The following is a 25992-nucleotide window of genomic DNA, read 5'->3' as shown; positions in this document are numbered from 1 at the left end:
CTCTATCTATGCCCGATCGTCTACAATAAGTTCTTTTAACATTATTTTACCTTTTAAATTGTTTATTAAAATTTATAACTTTCTCTAATGAAGCCTCCTGTACTGCCTCACTATTCTCCTCCTGAATCGATAGGTAAATTTCCTTCCGATGAATGTCAATATCCTTTGGGGCCTGGATGCCGATTTTGATTTGATCTCCGTCTATGCCAAGGATTTGGACTTCGATATCATCCCCAATCATGAAGGATTGGTTGGTTTTTCGGGTTAAAACTAGCATACTACCGCTCCCTTCCTGCTGGCTGCTCTAAGAAGATGGGATATCTAATATCATAGTTGCCTTGATCCAGGACGAGCTGCTTGCCCCGGTATGTTTTGACGTTTAATAGAATCGGCGCCCTTAGATTCACGGTTGATTGGCTAAAGGGGTCTTTGATCGTGACAATGGCATAGACCACGATATCTTCCTCGGCTTCAATTCCGAGCTGCTCAACAACTGCTTCAGGAATAGAAAAATCAAATTCTTTTGTAAAGAAAAACAGCGGGGCGATGACGAATGCGATGTCGGTATTATTTACTGATTGAAGCACTTGAAACGGGCTGTCATCAGCTAACGGCTGAAGAATGAATTCCTTTTCATCCAAGAATCCCGGCACACCGCCCGTAAATTCGAAAATCTCCTTTTCTTCAATCTCCTGCCCTCCGAAATACTTTGTCTCGATGTTCACTAAAATCCTACCCTTTCAAATTGTATTGAAGTTCAACAACATTTATTGACAGCGAAGGATTTCGCGCCATTAATCTACATATAAAGCGTCCCACAACCAGGGACGCTCCTGAGACCACCTTCTTCTATAATCACCTCAGAAAATCCACCAATGTCGGCTGCATGATTCTTGCCCCGACCGCAAGTGCGGCACGATGGACGGCCTCTTGGGTTTTAAGCTTGATAACCACTTCTTCAAAATCGGTGTCTTCGTTCTGGGACATAATTTTCTCAGATATCTCCTTTTGCTGGCCAAGGCGGTTTTCTAGCATTTCCACCCTATTGTAGCGGGCACCGAGGTCTGCCCTAGCAGCGTTAACCTGTGTGGCGTGACCATCAAGCTCATCCAGTGAATTACTGATTTCTTCTCCTGAAGCACCACCGACAAGCTTTTCTTGCAGTGCATGGATATCCTTAAACAAATCGGGAGTGAAGACCGTTGTAGGATCAACATTTACCTTTAATTGGATACCGTCACTAACCTCAAGCGAGTAGCTGTTTTCCCTGGGATTTGCCCCCGTAAAAGTGAGTACAACAGTGCTCACCCCGCTATCCGCCGCTTCATTAACTTTCAAGGGGGCAACTGATGTCCGCTCACCGTTGAATATGTATCTGCCGGCCACTTGCTTGTTGCCGATCACGACAAGCTGGCGCTTCAGCTGTTCCACTTCCTCGTTAACCGCTTTTCTTTGATCGCTGTCATATGTATCATTACTGGCCTCGACAGCCAGTTCACGAATCCGCTGCAAAACAGCATTTACCTGATCCAAACTACTATCCGAACTGTCCATCCATTTATATGCTTCAGACACATTGCGCTGGTATTGCTCAACATGGGTCACATCGGTACGGTACGAGATCCCCATGACCGCCACAACCGGATCCTGTGAAGGGCGGGTAATCTTTTTGCCGCTGTTAAGCTGCTGCTGATAAGTGATTAAATTTCTATAGCTGTTACTAAGCTGCCTTAAAATGTCCTGTGACATCATCCCTTGTGTAACACGCATCACACATCACCTACCTTCCCATTTTATTTACTATTGTATCAAGCATCTGATCAACAACAGTAACCATCCTTGCCGCTGCACTGTATGCGTGTTGATATTTGATCAAATTCGTCATTTCCTCATCAATGGAGACACCGCTGATTGACATTCTCCGGTTCTCAGCTGTCTGCTTTAATGTCAAAGTATTCTCAGCTAACCGGTTAGCCGCCTGGGCATCGACACCCATATCACCGATCGCGCCCTGGAGATAGCTTTTCAGCGTTGTCTTTGTCCCGTCTTGAAAATTCAGTGTGCCATTGGAGACGACGTTCGCCAAAGCTTGGACGATTGAATGATCCCCGGATGGGCTGCCTTCTTTTCCAATTGCAATATTTTCAACCGATGATTTGACGTCATCTGAAATGGTAATGTTGCCCGCTGCTCCCGCTTTATTATCTACATCGCTGAAGAAATCAACACCTTTTCCCGACTCTTCATTATGGATCTGGTTAAAGGCTTGTGCCAATGTGTAGGCCATATCATCAAGCTTGGCGAGCATATTGGGGTAATCCAGTGTATAACTGTCAATTAGCCCTTGGAGTTTACCAAAGACATTTTTCCCTGACAAATCCTTGCCGGCCAGCGCTAGGCTAGCCTTGGTATTCCCGTTGGTTTCTGTAAAAGTGACGCCAAGCTTGTTCGTTGTCAGATTGTTCCCATCAACGAGTGTTCCTAGCGAATTGCCGCCTTTATCAAGAAACTCAATAGTATATTTTCCAGCGGCAACATCAGACGCATTTCCTCCGCTCGATACGGCTGTTACCTTAATGTTTGCGAGCCCTGACAGCTTATCGACGAGCAAATCTCTTTGGTCATACAAGTCATTCGCGACATAACCGCTTGGCTCGATTTCAGCAATTTGTTTGTTAATATTGTTGATTTGTCCAGCGATGGCATTAATCTCATCGACCGATACATCTATCTGCTGCTTCAAATCACCCTGTATGTTGCTAAGGGAATTGAATAAATAGTTAAAGGTATCAGCAACAGCTTGTCCCCGCTGCCTGACCACTGACTTTGCCCCAGCGTTCTCCGGATTGGCCGATAAATCCTGCAATGCCTGCCAAAATTGGTCAAGCACTTGAGAGAGCCCTTCGTCGGTTGGCTCGTTCATGATGTCCTCCATCTTACTAAGCGCTTGACTTTTGGCATTCCAATAGCCGTTCTTATTTGTCTCATGGCGGACTTGTGCATCAATAAAAGTGTCGCGAATCCGCTGACTGGAGTCCCCTTCAACACCTGTACCGACTTGGCCGGGAATGAACGGTGCATTCCAGCTCGGTGTGGGAAACGGCTGTGTCGCCGATAAATTGACACGCTGCCTCGAATAACCCTCTGTATTGGCGTTAGCGATATTATGCCCTGTTGCTTGAATAGCTCCCTGCTGAGCGAATAAGGCCTTTCTTAGGGCCTCTAAACTGCCAAAGGTTGATCTCATGTCTTAATCCTCCGATTCCTTAAGCCTTCGAATCAATCCGTGAATAGAATGGCTCCCGGGGTCGATTCTTATTTGGATGTTCGTAATTTGCAGGCTTTGGCTGCGGCGGCTGTATCATGTCCAAATTCATTTGAACCCATTGCATCGATTGCTGCAAAAGCTGCTGGTTCAGATGATTGTTTTCCTTCAATGCAGCCACAGCCTTTACCAACTCCAATCGAAGGTCAGACAAGCTGTTCCGAACGTCTTCCGGCGCTCTTTCGATCAGTTTGTCAAATGTATCCGAATTACCCCCGATTGAGTCATTACCCGACTGACGCTTTGGCTTTCCCCCGAGTGTCAGCTGATCCCAATTCATCTGATTGTTCCCTTCAGAAGTCTCATTAAAATAAGCCCTTACCAATTGTCCACGCCTGGCCTCAAGCTGTCCCATTTCCATAACGGCTTGTTGTTCAAGAGCCATTAGCTGCTTAAGCTTTTCTATTTCCCCCTCCTTAATGACTTGTGTTTTTTCATGACTCAAATGTTCCATTCGGCTGAGCAGGCCAACAGACTCTGCTAGGAGGCTTTGGATTCTCTCAATTGTCATCGGCCTGCACTCCTTTACCTATTCCAGAACGCTAACATTTTTTTTGCGGTCTCTTCATGGTTCATCTTATAACCACCCGACTCAACCTGCTGCTTTAACTTTTCGATCTTTTCCTTGCGCTCTTGTTCGAGCCTTAAGGTGGTTTGCAAATGTTTGGCTTCTGCAGAAATTTCCACCTTATCGTTCTGACTTTTCGGCTGTCCCGCCGCATTTTCTGTTTTATTTTGCTGCTGATGCTGATAGGATTGATATTTGTGGATCGATTGATAACCGTTAATCTTCAAGTCTTATCACCTCACTATTAAATCCGTTCACCTTTATCTATCTTACTTATCGGCGTAAATCGGTCTTTGTTTAATTCCAGCTCCAAAACAGGCATGTTTTACTATATATTTAAAAGCTGATATATGTCTTTTGAACTATTATTTGCTTTTTGTGAAATATGTTGTTGATCCACGATTGTTCTTTTCCTGTTGCTCATTGTTTGTCTTCAAATCATTTTGCAGCCTCGCCCCGCAGGAGAGGCAAAGTGATCCGCTTTGGATCCGCTTGCCGCATGATTTACAAGGGTAGCCAAGGTTGCTGAACTCGGTTGTTTTCAGACGTCCTTCTTTGATCCAATCATAGATGAGCTTTTCCTCGACACCCGTGGCTTCATGGACCTCATTCACTGTTGCTTCCCGATGTTCCTGCTTACGAATATAAGTATATACTGATTCATACTTCTCATCTTGTTCTTTTCTGCAAGTTGGACAAACGTCAATGGTCGTTCTGACAAATATTTTTCCGCAGTGTTTGCAATTTGATAATTCAGCCATATGGCAACCTCATTTCATCAATATTAATTAGAGTTTTGCGTTTGACAGATAAGGTGTTTCCTAGGACAATAGAGTGATAGAAAGGAGCAGATCAGGTGAAAGTATTTAAAAAAAATTGGTTGTGGCTTTTCCTGATTTTCGATGTCTTTCTCGCGATATTAGCCTTCCAGTTATATTCGCCCTCCGATGCTCAAGGTGATGATAAGCCGCCCTTACATAAGGTTGCGGATAAAGAGATAAAAGCGGTAACAGCAAAACCATCACAAGATTCGCCAGATAAAAAGAAAACAAAAGTAAAAAAACAAAAGGTGCTGATAGATGCACCGCAAGTGATGCAAAATCCGGAGCTTGCAAGAGGCTGCGAGGTAACAAGCCTTGATATGATGCTTCAGGACGCCGGCGTTGATGTCGATAAAATGACGCTCGCCAATAAGATCAAGAAGGTCCCCTTTAAAAAGAATGGGGTCCGGGGCAATCCCAATGACGGTTTTGTCGGCAACATGGCCACCTTCAGTGAATCGGGGCTTGGTGTATATCATGGCCCTTTAGCTGACCTTGCTGAAAAATACCTTCCTAATCGCATTATCGACATGACGGGGCAATCTTTTGATAGTGTGATCGATCAGCTAAAGAAAGGCATCCCTGTAGTCGTGATTACGAATTATACATTTAAACCAATTCCGGAAAGTCATTTTCGGACATGGCATACCGCTTCGGGAGACGTTAAAGTCACGTATGATCAGCATGCTGTCTTAATTACAGGCTTTGACGATGATTCCATTTACTTCAACAACCCGCTTGGCGGTAAAAATGTAAAAACTGACCGCAATGAGTTTGTAGAGGCGTGGAAGCAGCTCGGCAAGCAGGCGATAAGCTATAGGAAATAATATACATCTACCACCCTCTCGCCAAGGTTAGCGCGGAAACTGATTTGGGCTTTAGCGGCTGTAAAGCCTTTGAAGCTAATCTTAATGTCGCACCTGTTGTATAAATATCATCAATCAGAAGAACGCTTTGGCCCTCAAGGCGTTCTTTTATTTCCTCATCCGCCTTTACCTCAAAAGGGTTGGACCGCGGCATTACCCTTTCTTTTCTGCTCTTTTTACTTTGCTTTTCTTCATGAAGACGTCGCACTAGAACGGGTTGAATGGGTTTTTCCAGAAGGCATGCCAAATGCTCGGATTGATTAAATCCTCTATCATTTAATCTTTCATGACTCAGGGGAATAGGGACGATGACTGAATCGGGGAAATGGATCCGATAATATTGTTGAAGGGTTTCTTTGAAACCTTGAGCAAGAATCGCGTCGCTGCGGAACTTAAATGCTGTCATCACCTCCTTCATAAACTCATTATATAGAAATGGCGAGCGGTTTTTCTGCAGCACATCCTTCCACCCATCCTTCTCCCATCTCACGCAATCTGAACACATCCTATTTTCAACATACCTCTCATCCAATAAACGAAGATCTCTGCCGCAAATCATACAGAGCGCCTCTCCTTCAATAGCTTGAAATCGTTCCTCGCATATTTGGCAGAACCTCTCTTCCAAAGACACCGAAAATAATGTCCCCCAGCTGGCGGCTGGACTGTAAGCTTCGCGGCACCAAAGACAGTATGGCATTAAACCCCGCCCTCCTTATTCATATCCATTATATGAGTTCTGGCTTTCACCATTTCTAAAGTGACACCAAAATGGAAGAAGATGATATCACCCCCGGGATCTCTTGAATCCCTGCCTATTCTTCCAGATATTTGGACAAGAGCGCTTTCATTAAAGACATGGTCATCAGCTCCAAATACTGCTGCGTCGGCAAAAGGCACTGTCACACCCCGCTCAAGTATTGTCGTTGTCACAAGAATCCTGATGGTCCCTTTTCTGAAGTCGGCAACCTTCTGATGGCGCTCAGGGTCCTCGGCGTGAACGGAAGCCGCACCGGCTTTCACATATTCATTTAACAGCCTTGTCAGTTGTCTAAGGACTTCAACTGATGGAACAAATATAAATATCGGCCTTTGCAGTTCGACTCTTTCTTTTAACCAGTCCAAAAAGGTCTTAGACAAACGGCCATTTTTTATTTGTTTGCGCCAATTGCCGGCCCATACTGATTTCGGAACCGGAAGAGGATGACCATGATATCTCCTTGGAATTTTCACCCCATTTAATCGATGAGAGAGAAAACGCTTCTTCAATTCACCGGTGGGTGTAGCCGTGAGGTAGATGGTCGGGCTGCTCGGTTTCAGAGCCTTTTTGACAGCATATAGGAGCATCGGATCATGATGGAAGGGGAAGGCATCGACTTCATCTATAATAATGGCATCAAAGTAGGCTTTAAAACGGAGCAACTGGTGGGTTGTTGCTATGACAAACGGAGCCCCGGGAATGCGTTCAGTGCTTCCCCCATAAAGAGCACTTATCGGTACAGATGGAAAAGCCTTTTGTAACCTTGGCAGCAGTTCGATGACGACATCCGTTCTTGGTGTTGCAATCGCGGTCCGCTTGCCATTCGCAAGCAACTTTTCTATCGCTTGAAAAAGCACCTCAGTCTTTCCTGCCCCGCAGACCGCCCAAATCAGGAAATCCTTTGAATCCCTTACAGCTTTTAATAGTGAATGGGAAGCATCTGCTTGGGCATCGGATAGTGTTCCCTTCCATCGGCAAAGTGTCTCATCTTCATATGAAGGTATAATAGGCGGTGGTCCGGTCCATGTCACAAGGGAAGAGCATTGCTTGACAACACCCATGGTCAAACATTGGCGGCAATAATGGCAACGTTTCATACACCTTGCACAATCATAAGAGGAAAAAAGATAAGGAGTTACGTTGCCGCAACGCACGCAGCAAGGTCTTTTATTATCGATGCAAATGGCTGGACTTAATGTTACACATCCAGCAGCAATATGTTCTTGGATGATTTCTAGATTGAAAGGCAATTCCTCTAACAGCCATTCACGGCCGTATAAATGCTCTTGCAATTCAGGGTTTGGATTAAAAGGCGTATTTGAGGAGGTATTAAGGTGACTATCATATGAAGTAATGGGGACGGTTTCTGATTTAGAAGGAGGGGAGGAAGAGGTAAATAACCATCCTCCCGCTTCTTTAAATGCCTGGACAAACTGCTTCATGGCTGATACCAGCCGATGCCAATGGTGCCTTCCCCAACATGCGTTCCTATTACAGCACCAAAGTAAGTAATCTCAACATCCACGTTAGAATATTTTACTTGGATTTCATCGGCAAGTGCCTTGGCATCATCGGGTCTATTGGCATGAATGACAAAGGCTTTCGTCGGTTTACCAGTGCCGGCAATGCCGTCAAACAGTTCTTTGATTCGATTTATCGCTTTTTTCTTCGTTCGGATTTTTTCAGCAGGAATAATCCTTTTATCTCTAAACGCCAATATAGGTTTCATCCTCAAGAGACTGCCAACAAAAAGCTGTGCTCCCGTTAGTCGGCCCCCGCGGTGAAGGTGGTTCAAATCGTCCACCATAAAGTAAGCGGACATCCCGGTATCCCTCATAGCTTCCAAATGGGTCATGATCGTCTCTGCTGAGTCATTTGCCTTAGCCATTTCAGCTGCTTCAATCACATAGTAGGCTTGCGCATGACAGCTGATTTCGGAATCGAAGACGTGAACATCAATGTTCTCCACCATGTTGGCAGCTGATGCTGCAGTCTGATATGTACCGCTTATTGCGCTAGACAGCGTTATAACAACGGCTTCATCGTGAGTTTCTGACAGCTTTTCAAAAAGCTCGAGAAAATCACCGAACGGCGGCTGTGATGTAGTTGGAAGGTTCTCTGACTCTCGGATCTTTTTATAAAATTCACCAGTGCTTAATTCAAGTTCCTCTTTGTATGACACATTGCCGAATACGACCTCAAGCGCGACCGCATGGATATTTTCCGCTTCCCGAATGTCCTTGGGAATATATGACGTTGTATCCGTAATTATCGCTACCTTTGACATATGGGCTTCCCCTCTGCATGATTTTTCTCCATATTATCATAAAAGCGGAAAAGCTTTCATTAGTTATCCGACACGGACCCATCCGTTTTTTATCGCTTCAACAACGGCCTGCGTCCGGTCATCAACATTCATTTTTTGCAGAATATTGCTGACATGGTTTTTGACTGTTTTTTCACTGATGTATAGCGCTTCACCGATGGCACGGTTGCTTTTGCCATCCGTCATCAGCTGCAGTACCTCACATTCACGGCGTGTTAATATATGGAGCGGTTTCCGGTATTCCACATCGCGGAATCCAGAAGGCACCCGCTTATTGCCATTTGTAGCCAACCGGCGGAATTCATTGACGAGGTTGTGTGTCACTTTAGGGTGGATATAGGCTCCGCCGTCTGCGACAACCTTCACTGCCTCAACCAGTGAGTCCGCATCCATCTCCTTAAGCAAATAACCTGAGGCACCGGATTTCAGTGCGTGGGTGACGTAGGTTTCATCATCATGGATGGATAAAATTAAGACTTTAACTTCGGGATTTCTAGAGATCAAGCGGCGCGTTGCCTCAACGCCATTGATTCCCGGCATATTAATATCCATTAGAACAACATCAGGTTCATGTTCAAGGATGACTTCCTCGACAACACCGCCGTCCTCACCTTCGGCCACAACCTCAAATTGACTTTCCATTTCCAGTATGCGTCTAACCCCTTCACGGAATAAGCGGTGATCATCAATTAATACGATTTTTGTTACTTTCTGGCGGGTATTCGTCATATTTCTCCCTCCTTGAGAATGGGTATCTGAATGACAATTAATGTTCCATTTTTAACATTCGATTGAATGGCTATTTTTCCCTCTAATAATTCCACGCGTTCTTTCATACCAATTAAACCAAAGGTGTTTTCTTTCTTTTTGCCCGGATCAAAGCCGGTACCGTCATCGTTTATTAATAAATGGATGCGGTCGTCGCGAAATTCCATGCTCACTTTTACCAAGGAAGGATTGGCGTGCTTGCAAGCGTTCTGAACCGCCTCCTGTGCCAGCCGGAACAGCGCTGCTTCCATTCGTGAAGGCAGCCGTTTCTCTTCTCCGATATGGCGGAACACAACTTCAACCGTTGGATATTGCTCTTCAATCCGGTTTAAATATTTCTTTAGCGTAGGTACCAGACCGAGATCATCAAGGGTCATCGGCCGCAAGTCATAAATGATCCTCCGAACGTCATATAGAGCATTCCGGATCGTCTTACGAAACTTAGCGATTTCCTTTGCTGAAGCCTCCGGACCCTGATCGCGGTGGACACGTTCAACAATTTCTGACCCTAATAAGACATGTGCCAGTAATTGTGCAGGACCGTCATGGATTTCCCTCGAAAGCCGTTTTCGCTCTTCTTCTTGCGCTTCAATAATTTTCAATCCAAAGGCTTGCTTTTCCTGGGCATCTTCAATCAACTCGCCCATTTTTTTCAGGTCACCCGTCAAGTAATTAAGCACAACTGAAACTTGGCCGACAAGCTTTTCCGCTTTAACGGACGTTTGTCTAAGTTGGTTAATCCGGCGTTCGATATCGTTGCGGCGGTTTTTCAGCTGCTTCTCTGTTTCTTGGACAATTGATAATTCTACCTGAATGTTATTCGCACGCTCATAGGCTTTTCTAATATCCTCTTCCTTGAAGTTCTGGAAGTGCTTGCTGACTTCAGCCAGATGACCGCGGGCAAGCCGAGCTTGAATCTCAAGCTTATCATACCGATCAATGGTGCCATCGACCTGCTCTTTAATTTCAGCGAGCTCGTTGATTAACGCTTCATATTCACTTCTGGATTGTTCTCCAATTTCAAAAATATGCCCTTTGCTTTCACTAACCGTCTCAACCATCTTACCTAAAATGCTGTCAAGATATTTCGCGTCTATAAAGGCGTATTGCTGTTGATCGGATGACATGGAAAACTCCCCCAATATAACTTTACAGAAATGGTGATACATGAACTAGAACCTTCTTACCTATATTTAACTAGGTCTACGTCTCTATTTAGGGTCGTTAATACATACTATTCGGTGCCTTCTGCTACTTTTTGACAGGTTCTAATGTCCATCAAACCATTTTTTATGACGAAATGCCCATCCGCTCCCCGCCGAAATATAATGTTGTTTTACATTGAAAATAACGCTTGAAAAATCTATGATTAACTATAGCGTATCGTTCAGGGGGTGGAATGCATGTGTACTTCTTATTATACAGTAAAATCCCAGGCTGTTAACGAGTTTCAGATACAAAATTCAAAGTTTATTGCACATATTAAAAGAGTTGAGTCTGAAAAAGAAGCACAAGAATTTATTGAATCAATTAATAGAGAGCATTGGAAGGCGAATCATAACTGTTTTGCTTATGTTATTGGCGAAAATCAACATATCCAAAAAGCAAGTGATGATGGTGAACCCAGTGGAACCGCTGGGGTTCCCATTCTAGAGGTTATAAAGAAGAAGAACCTTAGAGACACAGTCGTTGTCGTTACCCGGTACTTTGGGGGTGTTAAGCTTGGGGCCGGCGGGTTAATTCGCGCTTATTCAAGAGCAACAACTGAAGGTTTGCAGGCAAGCGGGATTGTTGAAAGGATCCCAATGAAGATAATGCAAAGCACATTTGATTATACTCAGCTTGGTTCTATTGAAAATGCACTGCGGAAGTCATCATATATTATTAAAGAAATTCATTATGCTGAGAATGTATCAATTGATATCTATGTTAAAGAAAATGAAACGCCCGCTTTTATTGATTGGATAACGAATCTATCTAATGGTCAAGCTGTGACCCAGAGTGTGGGAGCCGAATATTTGGAACAAACCGTTAATTAATTGTAAACTTTTTTATCTTGTAGAACCATGGCAAATCGGATAAAATTAATACACTATAGGTTCATTTTGTTAAGCGCTTGTAAATAAAAATAGGCCTTTTGACTTTGATTATAGAAAATAGTCTTTATTCCGCTTTTTTGCTTTAGCGAACTTAAACATTCTTAAAGTAAAAATTAGGCATTTGTATGCCTAGAACCAATAAAAACTTGGTCATCAGCCAAGTTTTCTTTTTGGGTAAAGGAGACAAACTATGGGTAGGTTAGAAAAACGAAATAAAAAGAGAAAGCGCAAAAAGGTCACGCTCTGGGTCCTTCTTACGTTTTTAGTTATATTATTAGTAATCATCGGTTATGGGGGATATTTAACAACTAAATTTGCCCACGTGACAGATCTTGCTCATGATGTCCTTCAGCGCGGTGACAAATCAGCTCTCCGGGATAAAAAGGTCAACCCTTTTGATGATAATATCTCGATTTTATTTATGGGTGTTGACAAAAGAAAAGGCCAAGATGTTCCATCACGGTCAGATGCTTTGGTGCTCGCTACCTTTAATCAAAAGGATGACTCTATTAAGCTTGTCAGCATCCCAAGGGATTCAAAGGTGCCGATCATTGATCCGACAGGAAAAAAGGACTATGGCATGGATAAAATCACCCATGCCCACGCCTACGGTGATGCCAGAGGCGGCATGGGCGTTGATTTTACAGTTGCTACGGTTGAAAATCTGTTCCATGTGCCGGTTGATTATTATGTTCAAGTTGATTTTCAAGCCTTTACGAAAATTGTTGACGCCCTTGACGGCGTGACCGTCGATGTGCCGGTCAAACTGGTAACCCAAAACAGCCATGATAAAAAAGGCGCTATTGTTCTGCAGCCGGGCAAGCAGAAGGTTAACGGTGAACAGGCATTGGCTTTCGTACGTAACCGTAAATCACCGGGAGCCGGGGGCGATTTTGGCCGTGGACAGCGGCAAATGGCATTGATAAAGGCAATGATCCATAAAGGCGCGAGTCTCACTTCCGTCACAAAGTATGATAATGTTATTGATTCGTTAAAAGGTCACTTCAAAACAAACCTGACCTTCAAGCAATTGATCGGCCTGCAGCAATACGCATCATCCATTTCAAATATAGATATGATGCAACTTAAAGGACAAAACGATATGTCCACAGGTGTTTACTACTTCGACCTTGACGATGATTACGTTAATCAAGTGTCCAAAAAGCTTAGAAAGCATTTAGGGTTGCCGATTAATTCAACTTCTTATAAAAGCTCTTTGGAACCGTCAACAGATTCTGCTTCTGGAGAACCCCAAAACAAATAACCTAAAAGAGCACGCCGGAAATGGCGTGTTTTTTCTTTATGATGCCTGAAATAAAAAAGCAAAGACCAATTAGCAATGGCATCTTTTCGTTAATATTTTAACCCTCTAAATTGGCGCGGGGAACTAACAAACAGCAATAAAAGCTTTTAGTATAGGACTCAGATTCCGCTATTAGAAGAAGCGGCCTCATTAATTTCCAATCTCCCCCAATTTCTACGAACATTTTACCGAAAAGTTATCCACAAGTCGACATTCTGTAATTTCCTAAACGACCAAAAAAACAAGCTGTGTCGTTAAACACAACTTGTTTTTTATGGTATCTTTTTGGCGCCTACTAACCGCTTGTAGAAATTCAACATTGGTTTGTAATTCACATCAACCAGTCCGACGAGCTCAACTACAAGCTCTATAACGAAAAGGACAAACGTGATGATGAAGCATGAGCCCCATAATGTCGATTTTGAAAAGACGATTGCTGATAGCGCGAAGAATGCGCTCATTCCGTATATTAGAAGCACAGTTTCCTGATGTGAAAAGCCGAATCTTAGCAATCTGTGGTGCAGATGTGATTTGTCCGGGGCGGATAAAGGCTTTTTCTTTATCATTCGGCGGATAATCGCGAAAAGTGTATCTGAAATCGGAACGGCCAAAATAATAACCGGTACGACAAGAGAGAACATTGTAACGTTCTTGAACCCTAACAGCGAAAGAATCGAAATAATGTAACCGAGAAAATACGCTCCTGAGTCACCCATAAAAATTTTAGCTGGGAAAAAGTTGTAAGGCAGAAAACCAAGGCTGCTTCCAAGCATTATGACACTAACCGCGAAAACGAAATAATTCCCTTCTGCAATGGCAAGCCCTGCTATCGTCAGTAAAACGATAGATGACACACCTGCAGCCAGGCCATCCAGCCCGTCAATCAGATTGATGGCGTTCGTAATGCTGATAATCCAAAGAATCGTTATGGGAATGCTGAACCAACCGAGGTACAGCCTGCCGTCAAAAGGCAAATTGATGAAATCGACTTGAATGCCGCCGATGACAATGACAATAGCCGCCATTAACTGACCAACTAATTTTATTTTTGGTGACAGTGTCATTACATCATCCAAGAACCCCATTAAAATAATGATGAAACTGCCTCCAAGAATGGCAAGAGTATAATCACTCTCCGGTCTTATAATTAAAAAGCCTATAATGAACGATAAGTATATGGCTAGTCCGCCTAATCTCGGCATACTAACGCTGTGAACCTTCCGATGATTTGGTAAATCTGTCGCCCCGATTTTAATTGCGAATTTCTTTACAAAAGGGGTCAAACATAAAGACGCTGCAAGGCATATAAAAAACGCCACAAAATAAATCATTCTGCCACCCCTATACTTGGGTTTTCTATTACAATGTTGTTTGCCATATCACATAGCTTAGATGATGTATTATGCTTACTTTTAGCTGGTAGGCCTCTATTCATGCATATAAGTATCCTAAATCCTAATTTTAGAACTGCCTGAAATTTATAACAAGTACATTGAACTAAAGAAAAAACTGATAAACTCATAACTAAAAGTATAACATATGCCAAATGAATTAACAGTAATTTTTTATACGAACCCTGCAGAAAACCTGTCGAAATCAAAGAAATTGTGACATCCCCTTTGTCAAAATGCCATGAAAGCTGTTAAAAAATCGACTGATTATAGTGTTGCTCCCCTTCCCGCCTTAGTTCTAAACGATTCAGATTGATGTAACCCCGATTCCCATCTATACTTACAATAAAAAGGCACCTAAAAATGAGGGCTAACATGAAGATCGGAAAAAAGAATTTCAGCCTGCAGGCAATGATCACATTCTTTGTTTGCACAGTCGTTATTTTATCATTGCTTGCCACAGGCATTTTGGTTGGCAAGGAAGTGGCTGATAAAACCAAAGAACAATTATCGGATAAAGCGATGACGATTGCACGGATGGTGTCAAACTCGCCTTTGGTTGTTGATGGACTGAAGGATGAGAAGAAAGCGAGGGCTATTCAACCATTTGTCAGCGGCATACGTCAAAAAACCAATGTCCGCTATATTGTCGTTATGGATATGAATGGCATTCGGAAATCCCATCCTGATAAGGATAAAATCGGCAAGCACTTTGTCGGAGGTGATGAAACGAAAGCCCTTAACGGAAAAGAGTATACATCCGTTGCCATCGGGACACTTGGCACGTCATTGCGCGCTTTTGAACCAATCCTTGATGCTGAAGGAAAACAGGTTGGTGTCGTCGCAGTCGGAATTATGTCCACTCATGTTCATGAAGCTGTTTTGAAAAGCATCCGCATTATTTATATTGGCACGAGTCTTGGTCTTTTATTTGGTGTATTCGGGGCCTTACTGTTGGCGCGGAAAATTAAAAAAGTGTTATTTGGATTAGAACCATCTCAAATCGCCAGTTTGTGGCAAGAAAGAAATGCTATGCTTGAATCCGTTCGTGAGGGCATCATCGCTGTTAATAGGGACAATAAAATTATTTTGGCGAACACAGAAGCTGTTCATATCTTTCAGCATGCTGGTATTGATGAGCCATTGATTGGTAGGGATGTGGAGGATTACTTGCCGGACTCCCGGATGCGAAAGGTCGTGGAAAATAAAAAGGCGGAGTATGATCAGGAAATGTCACTAAACGGCATCACTCTTTTTGCGAACCGAGTTCCCATTATCGTTGAAAATCAGGTTGTTGGCGCGATTGCCACCTTCCGTGATAAAACCGAATTAAAGCAACTTGCCGAGCAAGTAACAGGTGTCAAATTATATGCTGAAGCTCTTCGGGTCAAAACACATGAATTTATGAACAAATTGCATGTCATTTTGGGGATGGTTCATATCGGCGAATATGAAAGGCTGTCGACTTATATTCATCACATATCAGACCGCTATCAAACGGAAATTGGTTCTGTCTCACAGCTCGCAGATGACCCCGTCCTCGCAGGTTTTTTGCTTAGTAAACTGAGCTATGCCCGAGAACAAGATGTCCATCTTACAATTTCAGGTGATCATATGCTTCCACATTTGGAAGACACCGAAGCCATCAGTGAATTAATCACTATTTTGGGCAATCTAATTGATAATGCCATAGAAGCTGTCAGTGACCGCGCCGAAAAGAAAATTGGCGTAACATTGAGAGTTGAGCCTTCTGAGTTTACCTTCACTGTCAAGGACAGCGGCGGTGGAATTTCCGAAGAGATGCTTGAAACTATTTTTGAAAAAGGCTTTTCAACAAAGGGTGAGGACCGTGGCTACGGACTTTTTCTAGTAAGGAAAGCCATTGATAGGTTAAAAGGCGGTTTAACTTTCAAAACAAATAGCGAAGGGACCGTTTTTGCGGTGACGATACCATATGAAAGCAAGGATGAAAAATGATGATACGGGCTTTAATTGTGGAAGATGATCCAATGGTTGCAGAGATCAATAAAGGTTATTTAGAATCGATACAAGGGTTTTCCTGCACGGGTGTTGTATCAAATGTTTCTGATGGTATGGCCTTCTTAAAAGATAACCCGGTGGATCTCGTCCTCCTGGATATTTTTATGCCGAAAAAAAATGGATTGGAATTGCTGGCTGAGATCAGAAAAAAGAAAAAAGGCATTGATGTCATCGTCATTTCTGCAGCAAGTGATATTGAGCACATTAAAGCCTCCCTGCGGCTCGGTGCGGTCGATTATCTCATAAAACCTTTCGAGTTCAAGCGATTTAATGCAGCTTTACAAAAATATCAGAAGGAGCAGGAATTTTTAAGAGCTCAAGAAAAAGTTAATCAGGATGAGCTTGACCGCCTCTTGCTTAAAAAAGATGCTTATGAAAGCAAACTTCCTCCCGACCTGCCGAAGGGATTGACACTTCCCACATTGCAAAAGACGATTGACCAGATTAACAAGATGGAAACAGACGGTTTTTCCACAGAAGCGCTGGCGGTGAAAGTTGGTGTATCCAGGATTTCAATGAGAAAATATTTGCAGTTTTTAACCGACATAGGGTTTGTTTTTATAAAAATGGACTACGGGGGCGTTGGACGGCCTGTCTATAAATATCACTTAGATAAAGGGAAATCAAATAGGGTAAAACCCTACATGCAGGCGGCTGATGATTCATAAATCGGCCGCCTTACTTACTTTAGTTACAAAATAGATTCTTTATTTACACATGCTTCACAAAATTTTCAAAAAACATTAGCATGAAAACATAGTTTGTTGGCATCGCTTACATTTTTGAGGGGTCTGACCCCTCTCTCAAAAAAAAGGAGTGAAAAAAATTGAAAAGGATTTTTAAAAACTTAACGTTCCAAGTTTTGACTGCTGTCGTCATTGGTATTCTTCTTGGTATTATTTTTCCTGATGCAGCCAAAGCAATGAAACCTCTTGGGGATATTTTCATAAATATGGTTAAAATGATTATTGCCCCTTTGATCTTCTTCACTATTGTATTAGGCATAGCAGGTATGGGTGATATGAAAAAAGTCGGACGCGTAGGCGGGAAAGCACTATTATATTTTGAAATCGTTACCACGATTGCTTTGGCTCTTGGCCTAATTATAGCCAACGTCGTAAAACCCGGCAGCGGTGTGACCTTGGACCCGACCCAAGGGCAAGAACAGGTTGCAGAATATACAAAACAAGGTGCGGAAATGGGATTTTTTGATTTTATTATCCATATTGTACCTTCGAACGTTGTCGATGCCTTTGCAAAAGGTGAAATTCTCCAAGTCGTCTTCTTTGCTGTTCTATTCGGCTTTGCCTTAGCCTCTCTTGGCAAAACAGGCAAACCGGTTCTCGATCTATTTGATCGGATTGCAAAGGTCTTTTATAAAATAGTGAACATGATCATGCGGGTTGCCCCAATCGGTGCCTTCGGGGCAATCGCCTTTACAATCGGCAACTATGGCCTGGCTTCCCTGCTCCCGCTCGGAAAATTAATGCTTTGTGTTTATGCAACGATGTTTATATTTGTCTTTGTTATCCTTAATATCATTTGTAAAATCTTTGGATTTAGCTTATGGAAATATCTTAAGCATATAAAAGATGAGTTGCTTATTGTACTTGGGACATCGTCATCTGAATCTGTTTTGCCAAGAATGATGACCAAGATGGAAGCCTTTGGATGCTCCAAATCAGTGACATCACTCGTGATCCCCACTGGTTATTCTTTCAACCTGGATGGTACATCCGTCTATCTATCAATGGCTGTCGTCTTTCTTGCTCAGGTCAGCGGTGTTGATTTGAGCTTAACACAAGAGATCACTATTCTAGCCGTGCTGATGCTGACATCCAAAGGGGCCGCAACAGTGACCGGAGGCGGATTTATAGTTCTTGCTTCAACGTTAAGCGCCATGCACGTGATCCCAATGGCCGGCTTAGCATTACTGCTCGGGGTTGACCGCTTCATGTCTGAGGCCCGAGCCATCATTAACATGATTGGGAACGGTATTGCCACGATCGTTGTCGCAAAAAGTGAAAAAGAATTTGGCGTGGAAAATAATGAATCTGTTGAACAGGATGAAAAGTCACCTGCAGCTTTAAGGGTCTGACCCCTCGGGGTCAGACCCCCTTTTTTAAATATTCATACGTATGGCGAATATCCTCGACTAACTGGTTGAGTGAGTAATTTTTCGAGGCTATACGATATAATTTTTGTCCGTAATTTTTCAGCGTGCCATCGGCCTTACGCGCCATTGCTTCCTTTATAGCGTCCATCAAGGCATCCTCATCTCTTGGAGGAACAACCCAGCCATAATCAGGCTTCGACATCATATCGCTCACCCCGCCTACATCCGTTGCAATGACAGGAAGCCTCGCCCGCGCAGCCTCCAGAATAACAAGCGGGAAGCTTTCGCTTAGCGATGGGAGAACCTTAATATCAGACAACCCATAAAAGGAATCCACATCTTGCTGATGGCCTAAAAATATGATATGGGATTCAAGCCCCCAGCTCTTAACCTCATTTTCAAGTTCCTTTTTTAGCGGCCCATCGCCGATAATCAACAATTTGGCCTTGCACCCGTCCATTGTTAACCGGCCCATCGCTGAAATCAAATACTTATGCCCTTTAATTGGGTGCAGACGGCCCACTGTTGTCATGACAAAATCATCCTGATCCAAACCGAGATCTTCCCTGGCCAGTGCTGGCGGCAGCTGTTCATCAAAAGTAATCCCGTTATAAACGGTTGTGATTTTATGCTTTTCAGCTCCTAATTGGACCAAAGTTTCCCTAAAGCGATTGGAAATCGCGAAATAATGATCCACCCTCTTTAGGACATGGATATTGACCTTTGTGAACCCCCATCCCATTACACCTCGTCCGATAAAATCATAACGCGGGTCGCTATGAACGGTTGTTGCCCAAATAAAAGGTATTATTTTATTGACAACATACCCATACAGATTCGCCCTGGGACCGTGAGTATGAACAATATCTATGGCTTCACTTTTAATCAAACGTTTGATTTTATTTATGACGGATAGGTCATACCGCGTTTTCTGGTTAAATTCCCGGACATTAATCCCCAATTTCACTGCTTCATCATATATTTCGCCTTTTTCAAAGACACCGAGAAATATCTCGCTGCGGCTGCACCGATCGAGCAGAGAAATCAAATGATTTTTTGAACCGGCAATCTCCTTTCCGCCGATGAGATGTAAGATCTTCATATGATTGCTCCCTTTTAAAAGCATTCTTACCATCATATTGGGACACAATCATTAAAATTATACTTTAGGGTCTGATCCCCGACTGTAAATCAACCCAAACATCATAAAAAAGAAAAGTGTAAACGCCTTATCCTCCCATATATTGTAATATAGACCTGAGACATAGGCACCAATCAGCAAGGCAACCAGCGGAATGACAAAAGGCCCCCGATTTTTCCACAATACCCGCAGCATGCCCAGAAGAAAAACAGCGAAGAGAATCACGCCAATAATGCCTGTTTGGACAATGATTTCAATATATTGATTGTCTGTGTAGATTGTTCGCGGGATCTGATATTTTTTATAAATTGGGGAGCCAAAAGCGTGCGCCGCAGAATCGCCAAAAGTGCCGAACCCGGTCCCGGCCACTGGATGGTCCTGAAAGATGGTAAAGCCCTTTTTTACTATATAAAGCCGGCCCCCGCCTACGCTCTGATCAATACTTTGACCGCTAAAAGTCCCCGTCAGCCTGTCAGTGTAATGCACAGCTTGCCCGTAATGATTGCCAAATTGTTTTTGAATGAGTTCCGCTGCCTTATTCGCAGGATAAAAGACGAGAAAGATTGCCAAAAATAAATAAATCACCACAGGCTTGATTATTTTGAGACGCCCTGACACAACAACGTAGACGATGAATACGACAGCAAAAGCAATCATCGAACCTCGTGAATAGGTTAAAAGAAAAACCCCTGTGATTAAAATTAGCCCAATATCGATAATCACCCTTTTAAAAGTGTTATAGCCCCCTTCCTCCGATTTAAGCACAACCGATTTATTTTTTCCTTCGCCGTAAAACATCCTTAAAAACATCGTGGTCATGAAGGCAATGCCGAGGAATAAAGCAAGGACATTTGGATTGTGGGCCATCCCATAAATGCGGATGGCATTTGTCGGGGACAAATCCTGTTCTGCCCAGGCCTCTGGGAGCAAAAAGGTTCTTAAGGACAGCTTTTCGACAAGACCGTGGATACAGATCGTAACTGCAATAAAAAAGACAAACCAAAGCCAGCCAAGCCATTCCCTGCGCCTAAAGGAGTCCATCCTTTTAACCGCATAAAATAAAAGGTAAGTAATCATGAATGCACGGAATTGAAAAACAACCGATGCCGCCGACACGCCATGCAGCAATCCTACAAGCGAACCAAAGACGGCATATATGATGAACGCCCACTCAAACCATTCCAAAGCAAATATCGCCTTAAAGCCGTTGTTTCGTACACAAATGATCACGGCCCGAATAAAAAGGATAACAATAATAAGGTCGCCTAAGACTTTTAAACCAGGATTCAATTCAGTTATAAGAGGCCTGATCGGAAAATACAGCGACAGGATGAACAGTGCCCGCTTCGGGTTAAGTAAGGTATACAATCCCAAAAATACTGCAACACTATATCCTATCAAGGACTGCGAAAAAAATAGTGACATAAAAAAAGTAATAGTGCCAATAACAAGAATAACGCTCTCAAGGTTTTTTTTCCGATTCATGTCCTGGTCAATTCCTTTCCCCATTTGATCATATGGCGGTTCACACATTCACCCATTGTGTTCATTTTGGAGAGGATTTAAACCGGACAAGGTTATATCAAGATATGTCTCAAAGGATGTGCAACTATGAAAGTTGTTATTTCAGGTTTTTATGGATTTAACAATGCAGGTGATGAAGCGATTTTAAAGGCGATGATCGATAACCTTAAGATGAAATGGCCCGAGCTCGAGATTACGGTTTTATCATTCGATCCGAGAGCCACATCGTCCGTGCACGATGTGAAAAGCCTCTACCGTGGCTGGCGCCGTGATACGCTTAAAAAAATGCAGGCGATTAAAAATGCCGATGTGTTGATCAGCGGCGGAGGCGGCCTTCTTCAAGATACCTATCCGACCAAAGTGATATCCGGGCCGCTGCCTTATTACCTGATCATCGTAATGCTAGCGAAGCTAATGCGGACGAAGGTGATGTTTTTCTCACAAGGCATCGGGCCAATCAATACACGCTATGCTAAAAGTCTGATGAAGCTCGTTGCCAACCGTGTCGATCTTATTACCGTACGTGACCAGCATTCCAAAGGGCTTCTTAAGAAGTTAGGCATTAAGAAACCGCAAACGATTGTCACTGCCGATATCGTCTTTTCTTACCTTATTAGTAATGAATCGTCTCACCTAAATAATTTGCTGAGGCTTCCAGACCAAAGCGCTTTTGTTGCGGTTTCAGTCAGGCCGTGGTTTGACCAGACAAATTATTATGGAGAATTTGCGAAAGCACTGGATATTCTTATTGAAAAAAGGGGCATCACCCCCATTTTCATACCCATGGAAAATCACCATGACTATCAAGCTGCGGAAAGGGTTATCAGTGAGATGTCCTATGGCAGCCAGTGCCGTGTTTTAGATCCGAATCTTCCCCCAAACGATTACATCAGTTTTATTAAAAATTGCCATCTGATGATCGGCATGAGGCTGCACGCACTCATTTTTTCTGCACTGGCCGCTGTTCCATTCATAGGTGTAAGCTACGATAATAAAGTTGAAAATTTCCTGAAGATGACCAACATGTGGGATGTCTCCTGTGATCTTAATAACATCAATGCGGAGGCCATCGCGGAAAACGCTATGTATCTTCTGGATCAGCCGGAGATGTACATTGACCAAATCCAATGCAAAGCCAAGCATCTAAGGCAAAAGTCGGACAGAAACCTTGAATTGCTTGATAGGCATTTTCTCTCTAAAACAACTTAATCCGGGCTGACACCCCCGTGAACTTAAGAGGAGTAATGAACATGAAGATTTTATTGACAACGATCTTTGCTTACCCGCATACCGGCGGACTTTCTACACACATGAGCACATTAAAAAGCGGATTGGAAGCCGAGGGGCATCAGGTAGGCATTCTTTCATTCAACGATGTGCCACGGCTTAAAGGTATCCTTCGTGCACAGGGGCCCGCGTTTTTCCTTAATAAATTTAAAAAAGGGAAAGGTTTTGTGTGGAGTCAATTGCAGCGTAAGCAATTGATTCATAATCTGTTAAAAGGGTTAGATGAAAGCTATGACATAATTAATGCTCAGGACATTTTTGCAGCTTTGGCATCGGTTGGACTCGGCCTCCCCACTGCTTTAACATCGCATGGCTACATGGCCTATGAAGCCATCAGCAAAGGTGCTTTGGCTTCTGGCAGCAAGGAAGACCAGCTGATTCGTAATATGGAGAGACATGCCTACCAGCATGCCGACCGCGTGATTACCGTCGATCAAAGGATAAAGGGTTACATATTAGAGGCGTCCGGTGTGGAAGCGACGGCGATTAAGAATTTTATTAACGTTGACGATTTCAAGCCTGATAAAACAAAAAAAGTGCTTTACAAAAAAGAATTGGGCTTGCCAAAGCAATCAAAAATTTTATTTGTCCCCAGGCGATTGACAAAAAAAAATGGCGTGGTCTTTCCAGCACTAGCACTGCCTAGAATTCTTAAAGAAGAGCCTCATACATTGCTACTTTATGCCGGGACAGGAGAGGACCTTCCTGATATTAAAAGAATCATTAAACAGAAGGGTATAGAAAAGAATGTCGTGCTTTTGGGAGCAGTCCCTCATTATGATATGAAAAAATATTATGCTGTCACGGATGTTGTTCTGATTCCCAGTATCCATTCAGAAGGCGTTGAAGAGGCAACGTCAATCGCGGCATTAGAGGCCATGGGTTCAGGAGCGCCTGTTGTTGCCAGCTTTGTCGGCGGCCTGAAGGAAATTATTGAGAATGGCAAAGACGGCATCCATGTCGAGGAACAAAATCCAGAGGCACTGTCACAGGCCGTCCTTAATCTGCTTAACCATCCCGCGTATGCCAATAATTTAGCTGAAAAGGCTCGCGGCAAAATTGAAGAAAATCATTCACACATTGCGGCAGCGAAACGATACGCTGATATATACAGGGGATAACGAAAAGGAAAGTGGCGAAACATGGCTAATCGATTTAAAATGACCGCAATCATTATTATTCTTTTATCACTCATTCTTAAGCTTTCCGGTTTTATCAGGGAAAGCATTATTGCTGATGAATTCGGAGCGAGCCATATAACAGATGGCTATATCCTGGCATTCACCCTGATCACTCTAGTCTTAACAATCATTTCAACGGGTTTCAATAATGTCTTTCTGCCTTTGTATACGAAAAATAAAAAGACGAATTTAGCGCAAACAACGAGGGATGCAAGCACATTAATGAATGGGACGGTTTTACTCTTTATTTTGCTTAGTATTGCCAGCTATTTTTTCATACCGATCCTGGCACCGTTAATATTTGGGTTTATGGATGAGAAAACGCGGGAAGTTGCGATAGGCATCTCAAAGTTCTTTTCGGTTTTCCTGCCTTTTCTTGCCCTTAACGGCATACTTGAATCTTACCTTCAGGCACATTATAGCTATGTCCCTGCTCATGCGGCAAAGTTGTCTGCCACATTATTAAGCGCACTTTCGGGACTTATCTTCTCCGATTTATGGGGGATCTACAGCCTCGCCTACGGTTTTGTAGCAGGATTAATTTTAGGTGTGGGCATTCAGAGCTATTACCTTTTCAAAAAAGGTTTTACATGGACGCCGGCTTTAAAACTTAGCGGGCACTTCAAACAAGCTTTTGTCGTCTTGTTGGTCCCGTCGTTGTTGAACGCCATTGTTGGGCCATTAAATACCTTTGCCGATAAAATCTTTGCTTCAACGACAATAGGCGGGGCTGTCACCTATTTGAATAATGCCTCACTTATTGTCAGCATCCCGAATGCCATTTATGCCACAACAATCGGCGCACTCATTTTCACCTTTTTAACGGAACGAACGGAAGAAAAACAAGGCTTTTATCGCATTCTGAAAACTGGCATCGAACTGAATTTCATGGTTTTCATACCACTCACAGCCGGGCTTATGGTGGTTGGCAATGAAGCGATTGCCTTTATTTATCAGCATGGGCATTTTACAGACCAGGATACATTAAAAACCTACGAGGCGCTGCTTATGTATGCCCCATTAATTATTACTCAAGGGATGCAGGTCATCGTGTCTAAAGCAATGTACGCACTTGAAAGGACAGCCATTATTTTACGGATCAGCCTGACAACTATCATATTAAATCTAGCGCTTAATTATCTATTTATGATATGGTTCGGATTTTTGGGGCTGGCTTTATCAAGCTCGCTCGTTTCAATTTACTTCCTTGTCATCTCCACAAGGTTTCTTTATAAAGAACTTGCGGATTATCCGGCCAAACGGCTTTTTTTACTGCTTGGAAAGGTGATCCCGCCAACCCTGTGCATGGTCATCCCTATGCTTCTGCTCAAGCGCTCACCTATATTAAATCTAGCAGACGAGCTCCAGCAAATCATAAGCTTGACCGTAATCGGCGTGCTTTTTTACCTTTTGGGGATGTGGCTTTTTTACCGAAGCGGGCTGAAAATGTTATACAGGATGCTGATTAAGAGAGAAAAAGGCTTTTTTGATTAGGAGAAATGGCATTCAGGCTTTCTTTCCCTTATGCTTAAAAATCTTTCCCACAAAAACCGGCAATGCAAGCATCCTCCGCCATCTTGAAGGTTGCTGGATCAGACGATGAAGCCATTCTATATTCATCTTTTGCCATACTTCTGGTGCACGTTTCATTTTCCCGGCCAACCCATCAAAACTGCCGCCGAGGCCAATAAATAGTCCCTTCTCCATCTCAGATAGATGCAAGTTTATCCATTTTTCCTGCTTTGGAAAGCCCAACCCGACAAACACGATGTCTGGTTTTAGCTTCTTTAGATCATTTACAATGGATGAATCGTCCTGGAAATAGCCGTCGTGATAGCCGGCAACATTCAAGCCGGGGTACTCATTTTTTGCATTTGCTATCGCGGTCTCTAGAACATCCCTTTGGGCGCCTAAAAAATAGACTTTATAGCCTTTTTTTGCCGAAGCGGTAAGCAGCCTGAGAAACAAATCATAGCCTGCAAGTCTTTCCTTCAGCGGCTTTCCTAAGATTTTACCGGCTAAAATAATACCCGCTCCGTCGGGTGTCACCATCGTAGCAGATTCTAAAATTCCCCTATACTCCTGATCCTTTTCTGAGTACATCAGGATTTCCGGATTGGCGGTGACAACAAAGGATTTTTCACCGCGGTCGATTCGATCCTCCAAAACCATTTGGAGCTCATCCATTGTTGCGTTTATAAAATGAATGCCCATGATATTTTCCGTTTTTAACAAGATTCACTCACCCTTAACTTTGTTGAAACTAGACATGTGACCTAATCTCTTTTTCCTATAGTATAAAGAAAACTTGCCGATTGGCAAACCTTTAATAGGCGTAGCCAGAGGCTTAGTTGCCCTTATGTGCGTCAGAAAGTTAGACTTTCTGATTAACTAAAGAAAACTTGCCGATTGGCAAGCCTTTAATAGGCGTAGCCAGAGGCTTAGTTGCCCTTATGTGCGTCAGAAAGTTAGACTTTCT

General features: G+C 43.1%; 25 protein-coding genes. 9 read left to right on the top strand and 16 right to left on the bottom strand.

The annotated features are described in order from the left end of the window. Positions 1-46: 46 nt before the first annotated feature. The 7 genes from csrA to EV207_RS13690 all read right to left on the bottom strand — a co-directional run bounded on the left by csrA (position 47) and on the right by EV207_RS13690 (position 4654). Positions 47-277 (bottom strand): carbon storage regulator CsrA, encoded by a 231-nt coding sequence (csrA, locus tag EV207_RS13720; RefSeq protein ID WP_132746720.1) that lies wholly within the window; start codon positions 275-277, stop codon positions 47-49. Between the two features lies 1 nt (position 278). After that, complete coding sequence (gene fliW, locus EV207_RS13715; protein ID WP_165886945.1) at positions 279-725, bottom strand: flagellar assembly protein FliW; 447 nt, start codon at positions 723-725, stop codon at positions 279-281. Positions 726-855: 130 nt separating this feature from the next. Further along, a complete protein-coding gene (gene flgL / locus EV207_RS13710; RefSeq protein WP_132746718.1) occupies positions 856-1770 on the bottom strand; it encodes a flagellar hook-associated protein FlgL in 915 nt (304 codons plus the stop codon). Between the two features lie 10 nt (positions 1771-1780). Beyond that, complete coding sequence (gene flgK, locus EV207_RS13705) at positions 1781-3247, bottom strand: flagellar hook-associated protein FlgK (RefSeq protein ID WP_132746717.1); 1467 nt, start codon at positions 3245-3247, stop codon at positions 1781-1783. Between the two features lie 19 nt (positions 3248-3266). After that, positions 3267-3836: a flagellar protein FlgN gene (locus EV207_RS13700; RefSeq protein ID WP_132746716.1), complete on the bottom strand. Its 570-nt coding sequence runs from the start codon at positions 3834-3836 to the stop codon at positions 3267-3269. Between the two features lie 14 nt (positions 3837-3850). Then, positions 3851-4120, bottom strand: a complete 270-nt coding sequence (flgM, locus tag EV207_RS13695; protein WP_132746715.1) for a flagellar biosynthesis anti-sigma factor FlgM — start codon at positions 4118-4120, stop codon at positions 3851-3853. A 138-nt stretch (positions 4121-4258) separates the two neighbouring features. Beyond that, the gene (locus EV207_RS13690) at positions 4259-4654 is read right to left on the bottom strand and encodes a TIGR03826 family flagellar region protein (RefSeq protein ID WP_132746714.1); all 396 of its coding nucleotides are present in this window, start codon (positions 4652-4654) and stop codon (positions 4259-4261) included. A gap of 95 nt (positions 4655-4749) precedes the next feature. On the opposite strand from EV207_RS13690, the gene EV207_RS13685 reads away from it, so the two are divergent. Beyond that, positions 4750-5541: a C39 family peptidase gene (locus tag EV207_RS13685; protein ID WP_243647070.1), complete on the top strand. Its 792-nt coding sequence runs from the start codon at positions 4750-4752 to the stop codon at positions 5539-5541. Positions 5542-5548: 7 nt separating this feature from the next. Here the strand turns inward: EV207_RS13685 and EV207_RS13680 are convergent, their stop codons facing one another. From EV207_RS13680 to EV207_RS13660, 5 genes are all read right to left on the bottom strand, one after another. Then, positions 5549-6277 carry a ComF family protein gene (locus tag EV207_RS13680; protein ID WP_132746713.1) on the bottom strand — a complete coding sequence of 243 codons (729 nt, stop codon included), beginning with the start codon at positions 6275-6277 and terminating at the stop codon, positions 5549-5551. Next, a complete protein-coding gene (locus EV207_RS13675; protein ID WP_132746712.1) occupies positions 6277-7779 on the bottom strand; it encodes an ATP-dependent helicase ComFA in 1503 nt (500 codons plus the stop codon). The genes EV207_RS13680 and EV207_RS13675 overlap by 1 nt, the downstream gene beginning before the upstream one ends. Continuing rightward, entirely contained in the window at positions 7776-8624 is an 849-nt protein-coding gene (locus EV207_RS13670; protein ID WP_132746711.1) for a DegV family protein, read from the bottom strand. Before EV207_RS13670 ends, EV207_RS13675 begins: the two co-directional genes overlap by 4 nt. 63 nt (positions 8625-8687) lie before the next feature. Beyond that, on the bottom strand, positions 8688-9392 hold the full coding sequence (locus EV207_RS13665; protein ID WP_132746710.1) for a response regulator: 705 nt from the start codon (positions 9390-9392) through the stop codon (positions 8688-8690). Beyond that, positions 9389-10558 (bottom strand): sensor histidine kinase, encoded by a 1170-nt coding sequence (locus EV207_RS13660; RefSeq protein ID WP_132746709.1) that lies wholly within the window; start codon positions 10556-10558, stop codon positions 9389-9391. The genes EV207_RS13665 and EV207_RS13660 overlap by 4 nt, the downstream gene beginning before the upstream one ends. A 276-nt stretch (positions 10559-10834) precedes the next feature. Here EV207_RS13660 and EV207_RS13655 point away from each other — a divergent pair, with 276 nt between their 5' ends. Beyond that, positions 10835-11470, top strand: a complete 636-nt coding sequence (locus EV207_RS13655) for a YigZ family protein (protein WP_132746708.1) — start codon at positions 10835-10837, stop codon at positions 11468-11470. A 250-nt stretch (positions 11471-11720) separates the two neighbouring features. Then, positions 11721-12794, top strand: a complete 1074-nt coding sequence (locus tag EV207_RS13650) for an LCP family protein (protein ID WP_132746707.1) — start codon at positions 11721-11723, stop codon at positions 12792-12794. Positions 12795-13105: 311 nt separating this feature from the next. Here EV207_RS13650 and EV207_RS13645 read toward each other — a convergent pair whose 3' ends face one another. Beyond that, positions 13106-14164 (bottom strand): glycosyltransferase family 4 protein, encoded by a 1059-nt coding sequence (locus EV207_RS13645; protein WP_132746706.1) that lies wholly within the window; start codon positions 14162-14164, stop codon positions 13106-13108. Positions 14165-14599: 435 nt separating this feature from the next. Between EV207_RS13645 and dcuS the strand changes: the two genes are divergently transcribed. The 3 genes from dcuS to EV207_RS13630 all read left to right on the top strand — a co-directional run bounded on the left by dcuS (position 14600) and on the right by EV207_RS13630 (position 18362). Then, on the top strand, positions 14600-16201 hold the full coding sequence (gene dcuS / locus EV207_RS13640; protein WP_132746705.1) for a DcuS/MalK family sensor histidine kinase: 1602 nt from the start codon (positions 14600-14602) through the stop codon (positions 16199-16201). Further along, entirely contained in the window at positions 16198-16932 is a 735-nt protein-coding gene (locus EV207_RS13635) for a response regulator (RefSeq protein ID WP_341539804.1), read from the top strand. Before dcuS ends, EV207_RS13635 begins: the two co-directional genes overlap by 4 nt. A gap of 158 nt (positions 16933-17090) precedes the next feature. Beyond that, complete coding sequence (locus tag EV207_RS13630; RefSeq protein ID WP_132746704.1) at positions 17091-18362, top strand: dicarboxylate/amino acid:cation symporter; 1272 nt, start codon at positions 17091-17093, stop codon at positions 18360-18362. 10 nt (positions 18363-18372) lie between these two features. Here EV207_RS13630 and EV207_RS13625 read toward each other — a convergent pair whose 3' ends face one another. Together EV207_RS13625 and EV207_RS13620 are read right to left on the bottom strand one after the other, a co-directional pair. Then, entirely contained in the window at positions 18373-19482 is a 1110-nt protein-coding gene (locus EV207_RS13625; protein ID WP_132746703.1) for a glycosyltransferase, read from the bottom strand. Between the two features lie 57 nt (positions 19483-19539). Then, positions 19540-21006 (bottom strand): O-antigen ligase family protein, encoded by a 1467-nt coding sequence (locus tag EV207_RS13620; protein ID WP_165886944.1) that lies wholly within the window; start codon positions 21004-21006, stop codon positions 19540-19542. A 126-nt stretch (positions 21007-21132) separates the two neighbouring features. Here EV207_RS13620 and csaB point away from each other — a divergent pair, with 126 nt between their 5' ends. Genes csaB through murJ form a run of 3 tightly spaced genes read left to right on the top strand, consistent with a single transcriptional unit; the run spans position 21133 to position 25007 of the window. Continuing rightward, positions 21133-22254: a polysaccharide pyruvyl transferase CsaB gene (gene csaB, locus EV207_RS13615; protein ID WP_132746701.1), complete on the top strand. Its 1122-nt coding sequence runs from the start codon at positions 21133-21135 to the stop codon at positions 22252-22254. Positions 22255-22295: 41 nt separating this feature from the next. Continuing rightward, positions 22296-23453 (top strand): glycosyltransferase family 4 protein, encoded by a 1158-nt coding sequence (locus tag EV207_RS13610; RefSeq protein WP_132746700.1) that lies wholly within the window; start codon positions 22296-22298, stop codon positions 23451-23453. A 21-nt stretch (positions 23454-23474) separates the two neighbouring features. Then, positions 23475-25007: a murein biosynthesis integral membrane protein MurJ gene (gene murJ / locus EV207_RS13605; protein ID WP_132746699.1), complete on the top strand. Its 1533-nt coding sequence runs from the start codon at positions 23475-23477 to the stop codon at positions 25005-25007. A 12-nt stretch (positions 25008-25019) separates the two neighbouring features. Here murJ and EV207_RS13600 read toward each other — a convergent pair whose 3' ends face one another. Then, positions 25020-25748, bottom strand: coding sequence for a WecB/TagA/CpsF family glycosyltransferase (locus EV207_RS13600; RefSeq protein WP_243647069.1), 729 nt, complete (start codon positions 25746-25748; stop codon positions 25020-25022). Positions 25749-25992 lie beyond the last annotated feature (244 nt).

Source organism: Scopulibacillus darangshiensis (assembly GCF_004341035.1).
Taxonomy (GTDB): Bacteria; Bacillota; Bacilli; order Bacillales; family Sporolactobacillaceae; genus Scopulibacillus; species Scopulibacillus darangshiensis.
This window is presented reverse-complemented; position numbering and strand designations above follow the sequence as displayed.

Bases quoted from the DNA above. Each gene is read 5' to 3' on its own strand.
- csrA (WP_132746720.1), bottom strand. From the start codon at position 277: ATGCTAGTTTTAACCCGAAAAACCAACCAATCCTTCATGATTGGGGAT.
- flgL (WP_132746718.1), bottom strand. From the start codon at position 1,770: ATGCGTGTTACACAAGGGATGATGTCACAGGACATTTTAAGGCAGCTT.
- flgK (WP_132746717.1), bottom strand. From the start codon at position 3,247: ATGAGATCAACCTTTGGCAGTTTAGAGGCCCTAAGAAAGGCCTTATTC.
- EV207_RS13700 (WP_132746716.1), bottom strand. From the start codon at position 3,836: ATGACAATTGAGAGAATCCAAAGCCTCCTAGCAGAGTCTGTTGGCCTG.
- EV207_RS13690 (WP_132746714.1), bottom strand. From the start codon at position 4,654: ATGGCTGAATTATCAAATTGCAAACACTGCGGAAAAATATTTGTCAGA.
- EV207_RS13680 (WP_132746713.1), bottom strand. From the start codon at position 6,277: ATGCCATACTGTCTTTGGTGCCGCGAAGCTTACAGTCCAGCCGCCAGC.
- EV207_RS13675 (WP_132746712.1), bottom strand. From the start codon at position 7,779: ATGAAGCAGTTTGTCCAGGCATTTAAAGAAGCGGGAGGATGGTTATTT.
- EV207_RS13670 (WP_132746711.1), bottom strand. From the start codon at position 8,624: ATGTCAAAGGTAGCGATAATTACGGATACAACGTCATATATTCCCAAG.
- EV207_RS13665 (WP_132746710.1), bottom strand. From the start codon at position 9,392: ATGACGAATACCCGCCAGAAAGTAACAAAAATCGTATTAATTGATGAT.
- EV207_RS13660 (WP_132746709.1), bottom strand. From the start codon at position 10,558: ATGTCATCCGATCAACAGCAATACGCCTTTATAGACGCGAAATATCTT.
- EV207_RS13655 (WP_132746708.1), top strand. From the start codon at position 10,835: ATGTGTACTTCTTATTATACAGTAAAATCCCAGGCTGTTAACGAGTTT.
- EV207_RS13650 (WP_132746707.1), top strand. From the start codon at position 11,721: ATGGGTAGGTTAGAAAAACGAAATAAAAAGAGAAAGCGCAAAAAGGTC.
- EV207_RS13645 (WP_132746706.1), bottom strand. From the start codon at position 14,164: ATGATTTATTTTGTGGCGTTTTTTATATGCCTTGCAGCGTCTTTATGT.
- dcuS (WP_132746705.1), top strand. From the start codon at position 14,600: ATGAAGATCGGAAAAAAGAATTTCAGCCTGCAGGCAATGATCACATTC.
- EV207_RS13635 (WP_341539804.1), top strand. From the start codon at position 16,198: ATGATGATACGGGCTTTAATTGTGGAAGATGATCCAATGGTTGCAGAG.
- EV207_RS13625 (WP_132746703.1), bottom strand. From the start codon at position 19,482: ATGAAGATCTTACATCTCATCGGCGGAAAGGAGATTGCCGGTTCAAAA.
- EV207_RS13620 (WP_165886944.1), bottom strand. From the start codon at position 21,006: ATGAATCGGAAAAAAAACCTTGAGAGCGTTATTCTTGTTATTGGCACT.
- csaB (WP_132746701.1), top strand. From the start codon at position 21,133: ATGAAAGTTGTTATTTCAGGTTTTTATGGATTTAACAATGCAGGTGAT.
- EV207_RS13610 (WP_132746700.1), top strand. From the start codon at position 22,296: ATGAAGATTTTATTGACAACGATCTTTGCTTACCCGCATACCGGCGGA.
- murJ (WP_132746699.1), top strand. From the start codon at position 23,475: ATGGCTAATCGATTTAAAATGACCGCAATCATTATTATTCTTTTATCA.